At 54.1% G+C, this 16,198-nt stretch carries 13 protein-coding genes; 3 read left to right on the forward strand and 10 right to left on the reverse strand.

Annotated elements, in window-relative coordinates:
- Positions 1 to 5: 5 nt before the first annotated feature.
- The 10 genes from CCALI_RS06245 to CCALI_RS06290 form a co-directional block, all read right to left on the reverse strand.
- Positions 6 to 959, reverse strand: coding sequence for an exosortase/archaeosortase family protein (locus CCALI_RS06245; protein WP_016482626.1), 954 nt, complete (start codon positions 957 to 959; stop codon positions 6 to 8).
- Positions 952 to 2,076, reverse strand: a complete 1,125-nt coding sequence (locus tag CCALI_RS06250) for a glycosyltransferase (protein ID WP_016482627.1) — start codon at positions 2,074 to 2,076, stop codon at positions 952 to 954. The genes CCALI_RS06245 and CCALI_RS06250 overlap by 8 nt, the downstream gene beginning before the upstream one ends.
- Positions 2,077 to 2,153: 77 nt before the next feature.
- A complete protein-coding gene (locus CCALI_RS06255; RefSeq protein WP_172636634.1) occupies positions 2,154 to 3,434 on the reverse strand; it encodes a polysaccharide biosynthesis/export family protein in 1,281 nt (426 codons plus the stop codon).
- A gap of 71 nt (positions 3,435 to 3,505) precedes the next feature.
- On the reverse strand, positions 3,506 to 5,737 hold the full coding sequence (locus CCALI_RS06260; RefSeq protein ID WP_016482629.1) for a GumC family protein: 2,232 nt from the start codon (positions 5,735 to 5,737) through the stop codon (positions 3,506 to 3,508).
- Positions 5,738 to 6,011: 274 nt separating this feature from the next.
- A complete protein-coding gene (locus CCALI_RS06265; protein WP_016482630.1) occupies positions 6,012 to 7,193 on the reverse strand; it encodes a glycine C-acetyltransferase in 1,182 nt (393 codons plus the stop codon).
- A 237-nt stretch (positions 7,194 to 7,430) separates the two neighbouring features.
- Positions 7,431 to 8,426: an ABC transporter ATP-binding protein gene (locus CCALI_RS06270; RefSeq protein ID WP_016482631.1), complete on the reverse strand. Its 996-nt coding sequence runs from the start codon at positions 8,424 to 8,426 to the stop codon at positions 7,431 to 7,433.
- Positions 8,423 to 9,622 (reverse strand): L-2-hydroxyglutarate oxidase, encoded by a 1,200-nt coding sequence (gene lhgO, locus CCALI_RS06275; RefSeq protein ID WP_044949967.1) that lies wholly within the window; start codon positions 9,620 to 9,622, stop codon positions 8,423 to 8,425. The genes CCALI_RS06270 and lhgO overlap by 4 nt, the downstream gene beginning before the upstream one ends.
- Before the next feature lie 10 nt (positions 9,623 to 9,632).
- The gene (locus tag CCALI_RS06280; RefSeq protein ID WP_016482633.1) at positions 9,633 to 10,208 is read right to left on the reverse strand and encodes a DUF1802 family protein; all 576 of its coding nucleotides are present in this window, start codon (positions 10,206 to 10,208) and stop codon (positions 9,633 to 9,635) included.
- Positions 10,189 to 10,836, reverse strand: coding sequence for an MBL fold metallo-hydrolase (locus CCALI_RS06285; RefSeq protein ID WP_016482634.1), 648 nt, complete (start codon positions 10,834 to 10,836; stop codon positions 10,189 to 10,191). The genes CCALI_RS06280 and CCALI_RS06285 overlap by 20 nt, the downstream gene beginning before the upstream one ends.
- A 179-nt stretch (positions 10,837 to 11,015) precedes the next feature.
- On the reverse strand, positions 11,016 to 12,386 hold the full coding sequence (locus CCALI_RS06290; RefSeq protein ID WP_016482635.1) for an NAD(P)/FAD-dependent oxidoreductase: 1,371 nt from the start codon (positions 12,384 to 12,386) through the stop codon (positions 11,016 to 11,018).
- Between the two features lie 176 nt (positions 12,387 to 12,562).
- Here CCALI_RS06290 and CCALI_RS16450 point away from each other — a divergent pair, with 176 nt between their 5' ends.
- From CCALI_RS16450 to CCALI_RS06305, 3 genes are all read left to right on the forward strand, one after another.
- Positions 12,563 to 13,543 (forward strand): COX15/CtaA family protein, encoded by a 981-nt coding sequence (locus CCALI_RS16450; protein WP_016482636.1) that lies wholly within the window; start codon positions 12,563 to 12,565, stop codon positions 13,541 to 13,543.
- Positions 13,536 to 14,450, forward strand: coding sequence for a heme o synthase (locus CCALI_RS16455; RefSeq protein ID WP_016482637.1), 915 nt, complete (start codon positions 13,536 to 13,538; stop codon positions 14,448 to 14,450). Before CCALI_RS16450 ends, CCALI_RS16455 begins: the two co-directional genes overlap by 8 nt.
- A gap of 77 nt (positions 14,451 to 14,527) precedes the next feature.
- Positions 14,528 to 16,198: a peptide ABC transporter substrate-binding protein gene (locus CCALI_RS06305; protein ID WP_016482638.1), complete on the forward strand. Its 1,671-nt coding sequence runs from the start codon at positions 14,528 to 14,530 to the stop codon at positions 16,196 to 16,198.

Below are 16,198 nucleotides of genomic sequence, written 5' to 3' on the forward strand. Positions count from 1 at the left end.
CCCTTCTACCCTCCATGCAATGCGGCCTCCACCTCGGCAGGCCGTTCATGTGCTTTCTCTAGCGCAAATCGGCTGCGATCACACCCCATATATTTGCCCACCGTGAGAAAGAGCACACAAGAGAGCGCGATCACAAAGAAATCGGCGTACTCGTGCGCAATGTGAAACGCGTGCTCACCGAACTCTGTTCCGATAAAGATAAGACCGGCGATGCGTATTACATTGGCCGTTAACGCCACAGGCAGCGCCAAAAGTGTAAGGAGAAGCCAACGTTTTTTGGGAAGCGCAAAAAACCAGCCATAAAGCACCGCAAAGCAGAAAAAGGCCAACAGCTTCTTAAATCCGCTGCAGGCTTCGGCCACATCCAACGTCATTCCAGGGATCTGAATGGTGTTTCCTTGCCGGATGAGGGGAAAACCCAAAGTCTGCATGATGCCAGCAGAGCCGACGGCGCTTAGATGCTGAATCCAGACGTCTGGCGGATTGATGATAGGCATGGGCACGGGAGCCGCTAATAGCAACACTAACACGGGAAAACGTGCCGCCCGCCAGAGTTCCCGCCCATGCAGAGCGAGAAGGCAGCCGGCCACCACCGGTGTAAGCGAGGCCATCATGAGAAATCGCACCCGCAAGAACCACCCTGTCCACTCCATTAAAACACCGAGAGCGATCCAGAAAAAGCCAACGGGGTCTGGAGCCGGTCGAGCCTTACGCAGCTGATCTTTTTGAAGGTAGAGTAGTCCGATCGAAATGGGAGGAATAAGCACGCCGTAGGAGTAGATACCACTTTGAATTTGAAACGGGATCACGTCTAGAAACACCGGTATATAGAGCGCTATGGCTGTTAAGATAACAAGCCAAATGTGCAGGGGCCAGCGCCCTATTTCGGCTACAGTATTCAGCAGATCTTTTTGCCACGACGGGGCTATCACGGTCTCCTGTTCTGATGCTTCAGACATTCTGTCTTCTCTCTCCAGACACGACCTTATGATGTTTCGCCATCTCCTCTCCGATGATCTGTCGTATACGCTCTTTAAATACTGACGTATCAAACTGTTGCGCATGCTGGCGCATAACATGGATATCGAACGCTAGGTTTTCGGCACGGCAGAGAGCTTCACACAAGCTTTCTACACTCTGTTCGGAGAAGAGTACACCGGTAACTCCATCCACCTGTGTATCAAGTGCCCCACCGGCTGCATAGGCAATAACGGGGCAGCCGCAAGCATTTGCTTCCACCGGTGAGATGCCAAAATCCTCTTGCCCCGGCATAATATAGCCGCGCGCATGCGCCATAAGCTGAACGAGCTCGGCATCGCTTACGCGCCCAAGGAACTCAACGGTAGGTCCTGCGATTCGCCTAAGATAGGCCTCCTGGCGCCCACTTCCCACCACCTTAAGAGGCCTCTTCAGGCGATTGCAGGCCTCTATCGCCAAGTCTAGCCGCTTATAGGGTGCAAAACGTGCTGCCACAAGATAGTAATCCTCTTTGTGCGCGGAGGGCTTGAAACGGCTCGTATCCACCGGAGGATAGACGATATCGCACTCTCGGCGATAGAAATGGGCGATGCGCTGTGCCACTACCGTGGAGTTGGCGATATATCTATCTATTCGCAGAGCGGCCACCACGTCCCACAGGCGCAAGCGATAGAGCAGCGGTTCCAGCAGAATGCGTCCCAGTCTCCCTATCTCCTCTCTTTCAAGATAGGAGTGGGTCATCCAGCCAAAACGCATGGGGGTATGGGTATAGCAGATGTGCACGGTGTGCGGTTGTGTTATCACGCCTTTGGCGAAGGCCGATGAGGAGCTGATGACCAGATCGTAGTCCCGAAGGTCGAACGATTCGAACGCCAATGGATAGAGGGGTAACGCAAAGCGGTGCGTTTTTTTAAGAGCGGGTAAGTGTTGAAGAAAGCTCGTGCGGATGTCCCAGCTTTTGAAGCTAGCGGGCATGGCTTCAGGCACATAGACAGAGGTATAGACCGGCGCTTCTGGGAACATTTCATGAAGCACCTCGACAACCTTCTCTGCTCCCCCCATCTGAGCCAAATAGTCATGCACGATAGCGACCCGCATGGACGACTCCCTTCTATCGAGCTGTTGCCAGGACACCGCTGTAGTGTAGGGTGCCTGGCAACCAGCATCAGGCTTTTTTAGAAGCCCGCTAAGAGACGTAGGAGGTTAGCGCTCGAAAGAATCTGGAACAGCTCACCAATCCCAAATCCATGCTTCCGAGACGGAACGTAAATGAAATCTCCTGCGCTCAGAGGAACGTTGACGCTCTGATCCCCGCGAAAATAGCGATTCAAATCCACAACTTGTATGGCACCTTGCTTCTTAAGTTGGTCAAACATCCATTTGGAGTCTTTGGCCTGTTTGGGATATTTCTGGGTAAGTTCTGCCTGAAGCTTACTCTGCAGTTCGGTGTGTATCACCTCCACAGCCCCGATGTTTGCCTCTTGAGTGGGCCCTCCGCGACGGTTGATAGCATCCCATAGCCGATCGCCTGGGCGAAAATCGTAAGGCCCTTGTCCAGCCACTGCGCCATAAATGTAGACAATGTTCGTCTGACGAGGGATAAGAATGCTATCGCCGGGTTGGAGCGTCAAGTTTTGCGAGGTATCCCCATCGAGGTAGAATCGTTGCAGATCGATGGGTATCGTCTTGCCATTGCGCGTAATAGTAGCGGCGCTGAGATCGGCTTCTCCCTCAATATAGCCACCTGCACGTGCAATGGCGTCGGCAACCGTCATCTTTTTTTCATAGGGGAACTGCCCGCCCTGTTTGACCTCACCAAGCACTGTGATAAACTGATACAGCTTGGGCACATAGACGATATCGCCTTCGTGTAAAAGGATATTTTCCGGCGAATCACCCTTTGTTTCTGGATTGCTTAGGTCGAGGGTTTGCGAGGTACCGTCCTCATGCGTCACAGTTACATGGCTCAGGTCTCCGGTCTCCCCTCCTCCGCCCATCGCCGAGATCACGTCTAAAATACGCAGGCCAGGGCGCATCTCCACGGCACCTGTTTTCGGTGTATAACCATACACAATAACAGCATCCTGAGGCCGTTTTTGAACCAAGAACACGCTCACGCTAGGATTGATCACATATTTCGACCAAGCCTCAGTAAGCATTGCGGCAACTTGCTCGACGGTTTTTCCAAGGACGTTAATCGGTTCCCCGGCCAACAAGGGAGGAGTGATCTTGCCATCGGGTGGAATCTGCACGCTATCCATCGAAAGATCTGGGAAATTAACCACGCGAATGGAGATCACATCGCCAGGTCCCAGAGCATATTTGGGCACCACTTTGGTTGGTGCAATGGGTGTATCCGATCCGTTAGCCGGCAGCGTTGTGGGTGTCGTCTGAGCGCCGGCTTTAAGCGCTAGCAGCGCGAAACCTAGCAGAAGAGTCCACTTACCAATTTGCATCGCTACACTCCTTTGGTCAAAGGCCATCCTTTGCAACTGAACAACCTTTTGGGAAACAAGCCCCATTGGTTTTAACCCTCCTCTTCCTGAGGCAGCGCCATCTCCCCCGACACGTTTGTCTCTGGCGCAAGAGAGGGCACAGACGGTTTGTCCTTGTCCGGTGTATGCCCGTTGCGCGCGCTCGCACCGTTTTTATTGTAGTAATAGTAGCTATGGTAATTTCGATTCGCGCGCGTATCCGAGCGGTTGATGAAGAAAAGCAGCTTTTTCGGCTCGGCTGCTCGAAGAGCCTCTGCGGTCTCTAAAGTGGTGACCTGATCGGCCATATCGAGGCTGACCACCTGCAGAATGCAGTCGCAGAGCGGTGCCAGAACTAGCGCATCGGCCACTACCGAGCAGGGAGGCGTATCTATGAGAATGAGATCGGCCTCTTTGCGAAGATACGCGATCAACTCTGACATGGTGGGCAATGCCAGAAGATCAGAGGGATTTCGGTCGGGCGTACCGCTATGCAAAATGGTGAGATAGGGCGTATCAGAGCTTACAAGAGCATCCTCTACGCTGACGGCGCCGATCAATACCTCGGCCAGGCCGATCTTCTCATTGGTTCTAAATATCTGGTTCATAGCGGGGCGTCGTAGATCGGCGTTGATAAGTATCACTCTTTTGCCTGCACGCGCGGCAGAACGCGCCAGAGAGGCTACGGTAATGGACTTTCCTTCTCCAGGTAGTGCACTCGTCACCATAACCACTTGGCTGCCTTCGAGGTCTTCGTGACGGAGATCGCGCAAGGCAAGCGCGAGGTTCGCCCTTGCCAGGCTATAGGCCTCGGCAATAGGCCCTGCCGGCTCTCCTGCCTCAAGAGCACGTATATGCGAACCGGATATACGTGGGAGAGTGCCGATGACAGGGCCGGGCAACATTTGACGAGCCAGCTTAAGCGAGCGCATCCGACTGTCGTTCTGCTCCAACAAGAGCATAACGGTGATACCCAAAATCACCCCGATAAGCGCTCCAATACCGAAGTTAAATCGAATCCGTGGGCTAGAGGGGTCAGTAGGCACTGTAGCAAGTTGAGCGATCTGTATGTTAGGCTGGGCGGCCGCTCGGTTGGCGTCTGCCGCATCGAGGTCATTTCTTAGCTGTTGATACACGTTTTCAGCCGATTGATACCGCTGCTCTAACTTTTGATACTGCTCGTAGAGCGCCGGCAAATCCCTTAGCTTTGCGGCAATGCCCGCACTTTGCTCCATCATCTGACCAAGTTGTTTTTGGTCAGCAAGCAGAGCAGTCATGGCCTGGTAATAGTTCTGCTGTAGTTGCGTATGGTTATTCAGTGAGGGCACTTTGCTGTTGGTGATGGCCGCAAGGTCCTGATCGAGTTTCTGCTTCAACATCTTCACACGGGCTTCATCGTTGGGAATAACGCCCGGATAGAGGGGGGTATATTTTAGCTTATCCTGTTCCAGTTGTTGCTGGGCGGCGTTGTACTGCTGAATATCTTGAGAAACCGTTTCAGGGTCAATGACCGTTTTTGCCGTAAGAATAGCACTATTCTCTGCGGCCAGCTGCTTTTTGTAGAGGTTATAGGTTTGCTGTTCTCCCGCAATCTTGGCTTGAAGCTGACTTATCTGATCTTGTAGATTGTGATAGTTGCTCAGTAGAGCTGTTTGTTGAGCCCCAATATCAGTTAGGTTGTGTTGCTCTTTGAACTGTGTTTCGGCCGCAAGAGCCGCATCATACTTTGCTTTGGCCATCGCAACCCGCTGGGAGAGGCTGTTAATGGCACCCGTAGCGTATTCCTCCACTAACTCACGCTTATACTGTAGAAAAGCATTGGCTACCGCATTGGCCATTAACGTGGCAATTTGCGGGTTTCCATACTCAAAGGAGATGTTGATCAGCTGGGTATTTTGGGGGTTTTCTATGTCAAGTCGGTCAAGGAACTCTTTGGTAGACATAGACGGCACGGTAAGCCCATTGGCATGCCTCTGAGCCCAATCGAGGGAGCGTGCTGCAATCTGTTCGGACTGCAGCAGTTGCATTTCCGTGGCTGGAGTCTCGGTCTCCACAGCGTTGCGTGTACTTTGGTCGGCTCCAACAAGACTGGGCGGCTGGGGCTGCACCAAAAGCGTCGCTTGAGCCGTCCATTTCTTCGGCATATATTTGTTGACAAGGGCTGTAACGCCTAAGCAAAGCGCAAGCACAACAATAAACGCCCATCCCCGTCGCCACACGACTCCTAAAGCATCGCGGGCATCAGGTGTGGGCGTAGCATCTACTATCATCTGAGGCGCATTCATTCGGTTAATGCCTCCCTGCTATCCAAAGGTTATTCCTTCTTAGACTTTTAATTTCCACATCTCTGAGGGCTAGCCACAGGAGAAGGAGGAAGCCGGCTTCGCCTCCTATGACTTCAACCCTACACAAAGTGTTTGCACTTATGTATTCTGCAATTTCCGTGCCAAATTTTTCTTTGGCCGACCTCTAGCGGCCCCCTCTTGCGTGAAAATAGGCGACCACTATTTTCGGTTAAAACACACGACACTTTAGATAGTTAAAAATACGGGTTTCTTTTTAGATTATTCCAAGCCGCTTCCCCACCTTCTCGAAAGCCATCAGGGCATCGTCGAGATCGGCTTTGGAATGCATGGCGGAGGGCATGGTACGAACGCGTGCTTTCCCTTTTGCCACCGTCGGGTAGACAATGGCTAAAGCCATCACCCCCTCTTCGAAAAGCCCGCGCTGCAGCTGCTGGGCTCGACCTTCGTCGCCAACCATTACCGGCGTTATGGGCGTTACCGATACACCGGTATCGAAGCCCAGTTTGCGCAACCCCTCTTTCCAGTAGCGCGTATTCTCCCAAAGACGCTCCGTTAGCGAACTATCGGTCTCCATCAACTCGATGGCGGCTAGTACGGCTGCAACGACGGCCGGTGGCTGCGCTGTGCTGAAAAGAAAGGGGCGTGCCCGCTGTGTTAGCCAGTCTATGAGGCGAGCGCTGCCGGCAATGTAGCCACCCATCACTCCAACCGCTTTCGAGAGAGTGCCTAACTGAATGTCAATGCGCTCATGCACTCCGTAATGATAGGCCGTGCCACGTCCGCCGCCCATTACGCCCGATCCATGTGCGTCGTCCACCATAACGGCGGCATCATAGCGCTCGGCTAGCTCCACGATCTCTTTTAGAGGCGCCACATCCCCATCCATGCTGAATACGCCATCGGTAATAATAAGCCTTTTCTTCGCACCCTGCGATTCTTTTAAGGCCTCTTCCAAAGCGTTCATATCGAGGTGCTTGTAGATTTTGCGTTGTGCTTTTGAGAGGCGCACCCCGTCAATGATACTGGCGTGGTTCAACTCATCGGTCAGAATCACATCTTCCGCATCGGTGATGGTTGGAATGACCCCAGCATTGGCTGTGAACCCACTTTGAAAGACCAGAGCGGCCTCCACATGTTTGAACGCCGCCAATCGTCTCTCTAACTCCATATGCAGACTCATCGTTCCAATGATGGGTCTAACCGCCCCTGCCCCGGCTCCCCAGCGTTCGATGGCGCGAATAGCCGCCTCTTTGACTTTTGGATGATTGGCCAACCCAAGATAGTTGTTGCTGGAGAGATTGATCACTCCCTTCTTCCCATTCACGGTGATGCGTGCCTCTGACGGCGTTTCCATCACCACCAACGGCTTGTAGAGGTTCTGCTCTTTTAGACTCTCTAGTTGGGCTTCGAGCCATTGGAATAGTGTGCCGTTCATAACAAAGTTGCGGCCAGAGACCTTCTGCCACAAGGGCAGAAGGGGAAAGCCGCATCCTCCTTTCTTTGGTTATTGGCGCAAAGCACTCCGCTCGTGCGGGGTTGCAGTTTTTTCTTTAGTTATCCAAATTCACCGCTCCGGGGTCTTACCCTAAGCCGCATCCCCACACCCTTCGCGATGTGTCGTAAAACTGCGAGAGAGCTCCCGCGATGCAGAGAGCTCTAACAAAGCTCTATCTCATTGTAGCGCATTAAGCTCCCCTGCGTAATGACAGGCCGCTTTGTGCCCCGGAGTCCTTTCCAAAAGCATAGGCACCTCCTGGGCGCAGCGCTCTCTGGCAAAGGGGCAACGCGTGCGAAAACGGCATCCGCTGGGCACCTCTATAGGGCTGGGTGGCTCGCCCTCCAACAGTTTTCGCACACCCCGACGCGATGGATCTGGGCGCGGTGCCGCTGCAAGAAGCATTTGGGTATAGGGATGCAGGGGGTTTTGAAAAATCGCCTCTGTCGGCCCCTCCTCCACGATCACGCCCAAGTACATGACCGCCACACGATGCGCGAAATGCCCCACCATCGTCAGATCGTGCGAGATCAGCAAGTAAGCCATGCCTAAGCTCTCTTGAAGGCCAAGCAACAGATTGAGCACCTGCGCACGAATAGAGAGATCGAGCGCCGATGTAGGCTCATCTAAAACGAGCAGTTGAGGCTTCGTGGCAATCGCACGCGCAATGCCGATACGCTGGCGCTGCCCCCCCGAAAACTCATGCGGATAACGTTCAGCAGCGGAAGCAGGCAGTCCAACGCTTTCGAGAAGCTGGCATACTCGCGCAAACCGATCTGCTTTTGTACCAACCAAACCATGCGCCATCAACGGCTCCGCCACAATATCACCCACTAAAAGACGAGGATTAAAAGCGGCAAAGGGGTCTTGAAAGACCAAGCCTATCTCGCGACGTAACTGGCGTAAGGCTTCCCCTTTCAGAGAACGCACATCGTGCTCCAGAAACCACATCTCACCCTCATCTGGCTCGATCAACCGCAAAAGCGCGCGCCCTACCGTGGACTTTCCACAGCCGCTCTCTCCCACAAGCCCCAGCGTCTCGCCCTTTGCGATGGAGAGGTCTACTCCATCCACAGCGCGGATCCATGCGCGTCGCCAACGCCCCCCGATGCGCTGCTGTATAGGAAAGTGCTTCCTTAACCCTCGTACCTGAAGTAGCGGCAATTGGCTCATTGCCCTCTCCAACAAGCAGGTACTCGCTTCGCTATCTCCTGCCCAATCGCTAAAGAGGCCGTGGCAGCCGGCGACGGCGCGTTGCAGACATGGAGTGCGTTTGGGGCCTCTAAAATAAGAAAATCATCTACGAGCTTCCCTTCCGGAGTCACCGCCTGCGCCCGAACGCCTGCGCCGTTAGGAATCAGATCGCTAGCGCATATATCCGGCACCATACGCTGAACGCTTTTCGCGAAAAGAGCGCGACTTCTGGAACGACGTATCTCTCGAAGTCCCTCTCGCATATAGGGCAAAACAAGACGCCAAAACCCCCTGTAACTGAGGCACTCCCAGCAGTCCTTGAGACTAAAATCCTTTCTGGTATATCCCTCACGCTTCAAACTTAACACCGCATTTGGGCCGGCATGGACGTGATCTTCCACTGTTCGGGTGAGATGGACCCCTAGAAACGGGAAAGCAGGGTCGGGCACAGGATAGATGAGCCCTTTTACGCAGTCAGCACTGGGAGGTTGTAAGGTATAGTACTCTCCACGAAATGGAAGAATACGCACCGGCGGGCGTAGACCAGCCAATTGCGCCACGCGATCGCTGAAAAGACCGGCACAGTTGATAAGGAACCGACAACGAAAGTCACCTTGGCTCGATTCCAGTGTGGTAAAGTTCGCCTCAGTTCGCACACCCATCAGAAGCGTGTTCAGATGCATCTCGGCTCCGCGCGCTTCTACCTCCCGGGCATAGGCACGGCATACCTGCTTAAAGTCCACTACCCCCGTCGTCTCCACACGTAGCGCCCCCACACAGTGCACATGAGGCTCCCACTGCTTTGCTTGCTCCCCACTCAAAAACTGCGTTGGAATGCCGTTTTCCACAGCCCTCTGCTGTAAACCCTTTAAGCGGGAAAGTTCCGTTTCATCGCAGGCCACGATCAGTTTTCCACAGATGCGATAGGGAATTGCGTGACGATCGCAAAAGGCGATAAGAGCTTCCCGCCCTTGCTTACAGAGGCGCGCTTTCGCACTTCCCGGCCGATAGTAGATGCCGGAGTGGATAACCCCACTGTTGTGCCCAGACTGGTGCGCCCCCCAACTCCCCTCTTTCTCAAGAACCAAGAGGTTAATCGGCCCGAATCGATCTTGTAGGGCAAGACAGGTGGCTAGGCCAACCAAACCGCCCCCTACAACGGCAAAATCGAACATCTGCGCCATTTTAGAATGACCGCGCCAATATCGTCCTCAGCGATTCACGACGCCTCTCAAACTCCGCTGTCGGCAACACCGGTATAGCTCCCTCCGTGGAGAGCGCTCTGTCGAGCGTGATCCAGGAGCGGCAGCCTTCGTAAGCCTTCAGAAAAGGCAGGACAATCGGTTGAGGAAGCACATAGACACGCAGCACAAGGAGGGTCAGCGGATCGTAGGGGTTGAAGTCGAAACGCTGGCGCACATACTCCGCATTCCAGATGTGCTCTTCAGCGGCGGCCATCACCTGCTCTTCGGAGCGAGCTTGAAAAACATCGGTTACCACTGCATAGGCGGAGATAACCACCTGCCCAGGGTTCGACGAAGATGTCAGCGGCTCCAACTCGCTCTTATAACGGTCTTGCAACAGTTCAGCCCGCTGGTGTTCAAAAGTCGGAAACAAAAAGAACTCGGGGTAACGCGGCACAAAGCGCCCTTCCTCCTCGCGCAAGCCTCCTTTGCGGATCAGCAAGAGCTGTCGCCCCTCCTGCAGCATCTTGCAGGCGAGTGCCCACTCTTTTAAGGCCCTATCGTTCGTGTTCCACATGGCCCGATGATCTTAAAAACGGGTTGTGGCGCTTCTCTGCACCAATGGTGGTCGGCTCCCCGTGCCCAGGAAGGACCCGGGTCTCGTCCGGCAATGTTAAGAGACGATTGTGAAGAGAGGCCATTAGCTGTTCAGCCGATCCGCCTGGCAGGTCTACTCTACCGATACTCCCTTGGAACAGACAGTCCCCAACAAGAGCGGCGTCCTCCACTAAAAAGGTAACATGTCCTGGCGCGTGCCCCGGCGTATGCAACACTTTTATGGAGAGCTCACCTAGCGGTAGCTCTTGACCGTCTTCCAGGAGAATCTCCGGTTCAGGCGATGGTTCTACCTCCACTTGAAAAGCTTTAGCCTGCTCGGGAACCGCGTGGAGCAGGCCTAGATCATCTTTATGCAGGGCGATGGGGGCTCCCGTCCAAGCGGCGAAAAAGGCGTTGCCGACCACATGGTCGAGGTGAGCGTGGGTGTTGAGGATGTAGCGAAGGCTGTAGCCGAGCTGCTCTATTTCGGGGAGAAGCTGCTCACTATCGAAGGAGGGGTCTACAAGCGCTGCCTCCCCGGTAACCTCATCCACGATGAGATAGGTGTTGTTGTCCATTGGACCGAGTAGGTGGCGATAGATAGGCATTATCGTACTTGCTTTTCTTCGGGGTAATTTTTTGCACCGTGTGCAAATGGACTATAAGAACACAGAAACTGTGTTCTTTTCGCTAAATTATACCCGTTCGTAGTGTCTATTCTCCTGTCAATATCAAAGAGGCGACGACATCGTAGGCGAAATAGTGTGTTGAGGACAAGAGCGCCCCCTCACCTGCATACAGGGGCACTCTCCTCCTCAGAGGGCCTATGCTGCCCACAGACAACCCCGCGTATAATAAGTCGTGCACCGCGTCCATAGGTAAAGTAGGCCCTCGCCCAGTTGAGCATCACCAACAACCGATTGGCGAAGCCAATGAGAAAGTAGATGTGCACGCTCAACCAGAGTGCCCATGCGATGAACCCTTTCAGACGTACTCTAGGGAAACCTCCTCCCCTCTCTCGACAAAACACAGCGAAATGACGGCCTACTGTGGCAAGGTCACCTTTATCAAAATAGCGAAAAGTGGGTGGTTGGGGCCTTCCCTCCACACGGGCGCGAATGACTTTGGCCACATAGGTACCCATTTGAATGGCGGTTGGCGCCACAGCCGGAAGCGGCTTGCCATCTTGCTCGAAATAGGCGGCATCGCCAATGATGAAGATTTCGGGATGACCTGGAACACTGAGATCAGGGGCAACTTTAGCGCGCCCCATTCGATCGGTTGGAGCACCAACCCAACGGGCGGCCGGCGAGGCCCTATTACCGGCTGACCAGATAACTGTATGGGAATAGATGCGCTCTTCGCCCTGCCCGTGCGTTGCCGGCAAAGACGTCTCCAACACCACGCCTTCCTGGTCAATGTGCGTAACCTTCACGCCGGTTCTTACCTCGACACCGTTATGCGCTAGAAAGCGCGTAGCAGCCGCACTTAACTCAGGATGAAAGCTGGGGAGGATACGTGGCCCGGCTTCAACGAGCACAATACGCGCAGAACGCGAGTCGATATGACGAAAATCGCGCACGAGCGTAAAACGAGCCATCTCGGCGATCTGCCCGGCCATCTCCACGCCGGTTGGTCCCCCGCCTACTAGTACAAAAGTTAACCACCTTTCACGCGCTTCCGCACTCTCTTCTACTTCGGCCATCTCGAACGCTGTCAGAATGCGCTGTCGCACGTCCATAGCATCGGTGATCTCTTTTAACCCGGGTGCAAACCGTTCCCACTCCTCATGGCCAAAATAGCTATGCCGTGAGCCTGTTGCCAGTACCAAAATATCGTAAGGGATCTCGCCTCTATCAGTCAGCACACGCTGACGCTGCGTATCCACACCGACCACCTCGGCCATCACGACCTCCGCATTCTGTTGGCGGCTCAAAATAGAGCGTATGGGGGCGGCTATCTGTTCTGGAGAAAGACCGGCGGTCGCTACTTGATAGAGAAGCGGTTGAAACAGATGATGGTTGTTTCTATCTAAAAGGGTTATGGCAACAGGCGCTCCTTTCAGGCCTTTGGCTGCATAAAGGCCTCCAAACCCGCCACCTACGATGACCACGCGCGGTCTCCTAGCCCTGTTCCCTTGATTCGCAAACGCTCTCATACGACCACCTCCTTAACCGCTCTTTATCTCCTGCTACGCTTTGCCTTCAGGTTCGAACGCCAATTTGTGAAATTTTTCGCAATCTGGCCGAATAAGGACGATAAAAGCTCTTGTTTGAAGGTAGAATAGATTAGAGGGTCTCAAAAAGAGCTGAGAGTGCACGAAAGAAGGACTGAATGAAGTTTCAAGCTCAACGGTTTTGGAGAGCGCTACTAAGCCGGCTCGCCGCCACCAGAAGCCACTTTCCCACCTATGCGTGGATCGTGCTTGGCTACAATATCTTGGTGATCGTCTGGGGACAGGTGGTGCTGGCTTCAGGGTCGGGAGATGGCTGTGGAGACCGTTGGCCTCTCTGCGGTGATCACCTTATCCCCACTTTTAAACGTCTCGCCACCGTCATCGAGTACCTTCATCGCCTCTCAACCGGCGTAGATACGCTTTTCCTGCTGATCCTGGTTGGCTGGGCTTTCCTAGCATTTCCAAAGCGTCACCCCGCGCGTTTTGGGGCGCTGCTTGCGCTGCTTTTCACCTTTTTCGAGGCACTTCTCGGCGCGATCCTCGTTCTCTTTGGCTTGGTAGATAAGAACACCTCGGTGGCGCGCGTTATCGCCATGTCGGCTCATCAGTCCAACACGCTGCTTCTGCTGGCCTCTATCGCTCTCACCGCCTGGTGGGGAGCTGGCGGAGCAAGAGTCCAGTGGCGCGATCAGGGCATCGTAGCCAAACTACTGTTGGGTCTTCTCATCGCTGTGCCTATCGTAGCGATTAGCGGTGCCATCGCAGGGCTTGCCGACACGCTCTATCCAGCGCATAACTTAGCCCAGGCCATTGGTGACGATTTTCGCAGTGGAACACCCTATCTCATTCATTTGCGGACATTTCATCCGTTCCTGGCCATTATCGTGATGGTTTTTGCCTGCTACGTGGCCTCACGCATATGGCAGTTGAGACCTACCCTTCACACAAAACGCTATGCGCAGCGTGTGTATCTCCTTTTCCTGATCGAACTGACGGCCGGTATTATAAACCTTAGCCTGTTGGCACCTATTTGGGCGCGCGGTCTTCATCTTCTCATCGCCGACCTCCTTTGGGTCAACGTGGTGCTGCTGGCTGCCGCCGCCCTACCAAAACACTATGTCGCTACAAGAAATGCATGAATCTGTCTATCTACCGGAAGCTACAACCGTACACGCTTCTCGCACGGTAAGTTGGCGCAGCTACCTAGCACTTACCAAACCACGTATTATTAGCCTATTGCTCTTTACGGCGCTTACGGCGATGTTCATCGCTTCAGACGCGCACCATCCGGTTACGTGGACGGCTTTTTTGGCCGTAGCCATCGGCGGCTATATGGCCGCAGGAGCTGCCAATACCTTCAATATGCTGATAGACCGCGATATTGATGCCACCATGGTTCGTACCGCGGAACGCCCCACCGTTACCCAGGAGGTCACGCCCCGCAATGCGTTCCTCTTCGGCACTGCCCTTACGGTGGGTTCCTTTGGTCTACTCTGGGCGGTTACCGGGCTGCTCTCCGCGCTCATGGCCTTTTCCGGTCTGCTCTTCTACGTTGTCATCTACACGCTGCTTCTAAAACGACGAACAACCCAAAATATCGTTATTGGAGGAGCCGCCGGCTGCTTCCCCCCGCTGGTCGGTTGGGCAGCCGTTACCCATCACCTGGCGCCCATGGCATGGTTGCTCTTTGCTATTATCTTCTTCTGGACTCCGGTGCACTTCTGGGCGCTTGCTTTGCTCATCAAAGACGACTATGCGCGGGCTGGCGTCCCGATGCTGCCGGTGATTCGCGGAGACAAAACTACCGTCAACCAGATCGCCCTTTATACGGTGCCAACAGTTCTTACCACTCTACTCCCTCTCAAAATCTACGCGATGGGAACGTTCTACCTTCTTAGCTGCGTGATCATTAACGCTGGGCTTATCTACTACGTCTGCCGCATCCATAGCAACCCGTCACGCCCACAAGCGCTTTGGCTGTTCAAATACTCGATGATCTATCTCGCCCTCATCTTTTTGACGATGGCCATCGCTCGACACATCTAACCAACTCTGTGAAACCGCTATAATTAAGTAACAAGCGGCTTTGCGCTTAGCTTTCAAACTCTCAGAGGAGCGCCTACGTGTCGTACAGCCATCCCAAAGAAAACAGAACCGTATCTCTCTCGCGTCGAGAGGTCCTCTTGCTCGGAAGCGGTGGACTTCTCTCCATGCTATCCGGATGCACCACTGGAAGCAGTCACAATGCCACAGAGCAGCAAAACGCACTCCGCTATCCCCTTACGTCCCCGCCAACCACCCTCGACCCCGCCACTGTTCAGGACGGTACCACCATTGATCTTCTGCAAAACATCTATGAAGGGCTTGTTATCTGGAATACCAAGAGCGAGGTGGTGCCTGGCGTAGCCGAGAGATGGGAGGTGAGCAACGGAGGACGCACCTACACCTTTTATCTTCGGCGCGGCGTGCGCTTCCACAATGGGCGTGAGGTCACCGCAGCAGATTTCAAATACAGCATCGACCGTGCTTGCAACCCAGCAACCAACTCCCAAACCGCCTACACCTACCTGAACGATATCGTAGGCGCACTGGACTGTCGGGCAGGTAAAGCAAAAGAGGTATCCGGTGTCAAAGTGCTGGATCCCTATACCCTCCAGATAACTATCGACTCACCTAAATCCTATTGGCTTGATAAGATGACCTATCCAACGGGCTATGCCGTATGTAAGGAGGCTGTTGAACGCACCGGTGGCATCATTGACGCGACCTCGGCTGTAGGTTGCGGGCCGTTTCGTATCGCATCGCCTCAGGACTATCGCAGCGACTACCGCATTGTGCTCACCGCCTTCGCGGATTACTATGCCGGCAGCCCAAAACTTTCTCATATCGTTCGCCCCATTCTTCCCGACGCCTCCACGCGCCTCAATCAGTATGAAGCAGGAGACCTCGACCTCGTCGGCATCGCACCCTCCGATCTAGACCACGTAAACCAAGACCCTAAGCTGAGATCGGATCTGCACAGCTTTCCGCGAGCGAGAATATGGTATTTAGCGCTGAACCAAGCGGCGGCCGGCTCACCTTTTACCAGCAAGTTGGTGCGTGTGGCCTTCAATATGGCCATTGATAAGCAGGAGGTGGTTCGGGTGGCTCTGAAAAGTGTAATGACGCCGGCCAATAGCATTGTGCCTCCCGGAATGGGAGGCTACATGCCAACGGCCAAACCGATACCATTTAACCCCACTCAGGCGCGCGCGTTGCTGGCACAAGCCGGCTATGGGCCGGGAGGAAAGCCGTTTCCGGCGCTGGCGCTAACCTATCGCAACGATATGCCAGAGGTTGCTGCAGCCGCCCAGGTAGTGGCTTATCAGCTAAAAAACAACCTTGGCATCACGGTGCAATGTCAAGGCATGGATTGGGGACAGTTTTTGAAAGAGAGCGACCAAAAAACGATGCCTTTTTCACTGGCCAGCTGGGGAGCCGACTATCTGGACCCACAAGATTTTCTCTCCGTGCTGCTACACACAAGCCATAAGGTCAACGGCATGGAAGACCATCCCTATAACGATGTGGGCTATAGCAACCCTAAGTTTGATGCCCTCTGCGATGAAGCCGACAGCGAGCTAGACCGTGCAAAACGTTATGCGCTGTACCAGCAAGCAGAGCAGATCGCACTCGACGATTGCCCTTGGGTTCCCCTCTATTTCCAGCGGGATCTCGAGCTCATTCGCTCCTACGTACACAACATCCGTGATAGTCTTCTCGGACATCTACCCTACACAACCACCACGGTCTAG

The sequence above is a fragment of the Chthonomonas calidirosea T49 genome, from assembly GCF_000427095.1.
GTDB classification, from domain to species: Bacteria; Armatimonadota; Chthonomonadetes; order Chthonomonadales; family Chthonomonadaceae; genus Chthonomonas; species Chthonomonas calidirosea.

Bases quoted from the DNA above. Each gene is read 5' to 3' on its own strand.
- CCALI_RS16450 (WP_016482636.1), top strand. From the start codon at position 12,563: ATGAAGTTTCAAGCTCAACGGTTTTGGAGAGCGCTACTAAGCCGGCTC.
- CCALI_RS16455 (WP_016482637.1), top strand. From the start codon at position 13,536: ATGCATGAATCTGTCTATCTACCGGAAGCTACAACCGTACACGCTTCT.
- CCALI_RS06280 (WP_016482633.1), bottom strand. From the start codon at position 10,208: ATGTGGAACACGAACGATAGGGCCTTAAAAGAGTGGGCACTCGCCTGC.
- CCALI_RS06270 (WP_016482631.1), bottom strand. From the start codon at position 8,426: ATGAGCCAATTGCCGCTACTTCAGGTACGAGGGTTAAGGAAGCACTTT.
- CCALI_RS06260 (WP_016482629.1), bottom strand. From the start codon at position 5,737: ATGAATGCGCCTCAGATGATAGTAGATGCTACGCCCACACCTGATGCC.
- lhgO (WP_044949967.1), bottom strand. From the start codon at position 9,622: ATGTTCGATTTTGCCGTTGTAGGGGGCGGTTTGGTTGGCCTAGCCACC.
- CCALI_RS06250 (WP_016482627.1), bottom strand. From the start codon at position 2,076: ATGCGGGTCGCTATCGTGCATGACTATTTGGCTCAGATGGGGGGAGCA.
- CCALI_RS06290 (WP_016482635.1), bottom strand. From the start codon at position 12,386: ATGAGAGCGTTTGCGAATCAAGGGAACAGGGCTAGGAGACCGCGCGTG.
- CCALI_RS06245 (WP_016482626.1), bottom strand. From the start codon at position 959: ATGTCTGAAGCATCAGAACAGGAGACCGTGATAGCCCCGTCGTGGCAA.
- CCALI_RS06255 (WP_172636634.1), bottom strand. From the start codon at position 3,434: ATGCAAATTGGTAAGTGGACTCTTCTGCTAGGTTTCGCGCTGCTAGCG.
- CCALI_RS06285 (WP_016482634.1), bottom strand. From the start codon at position 10,836: ATGCCTATCTATCGCCACCTACTCGGTCCAATGGACAACAACACCTAT.
- CCALI_RS06265 (WP_016482630.1), bottom strand. From the start codon at position 7,193: ATGAACGGCACACTATTCCAATGGCTCGAAGCCCAACTAGAGAGTCTA.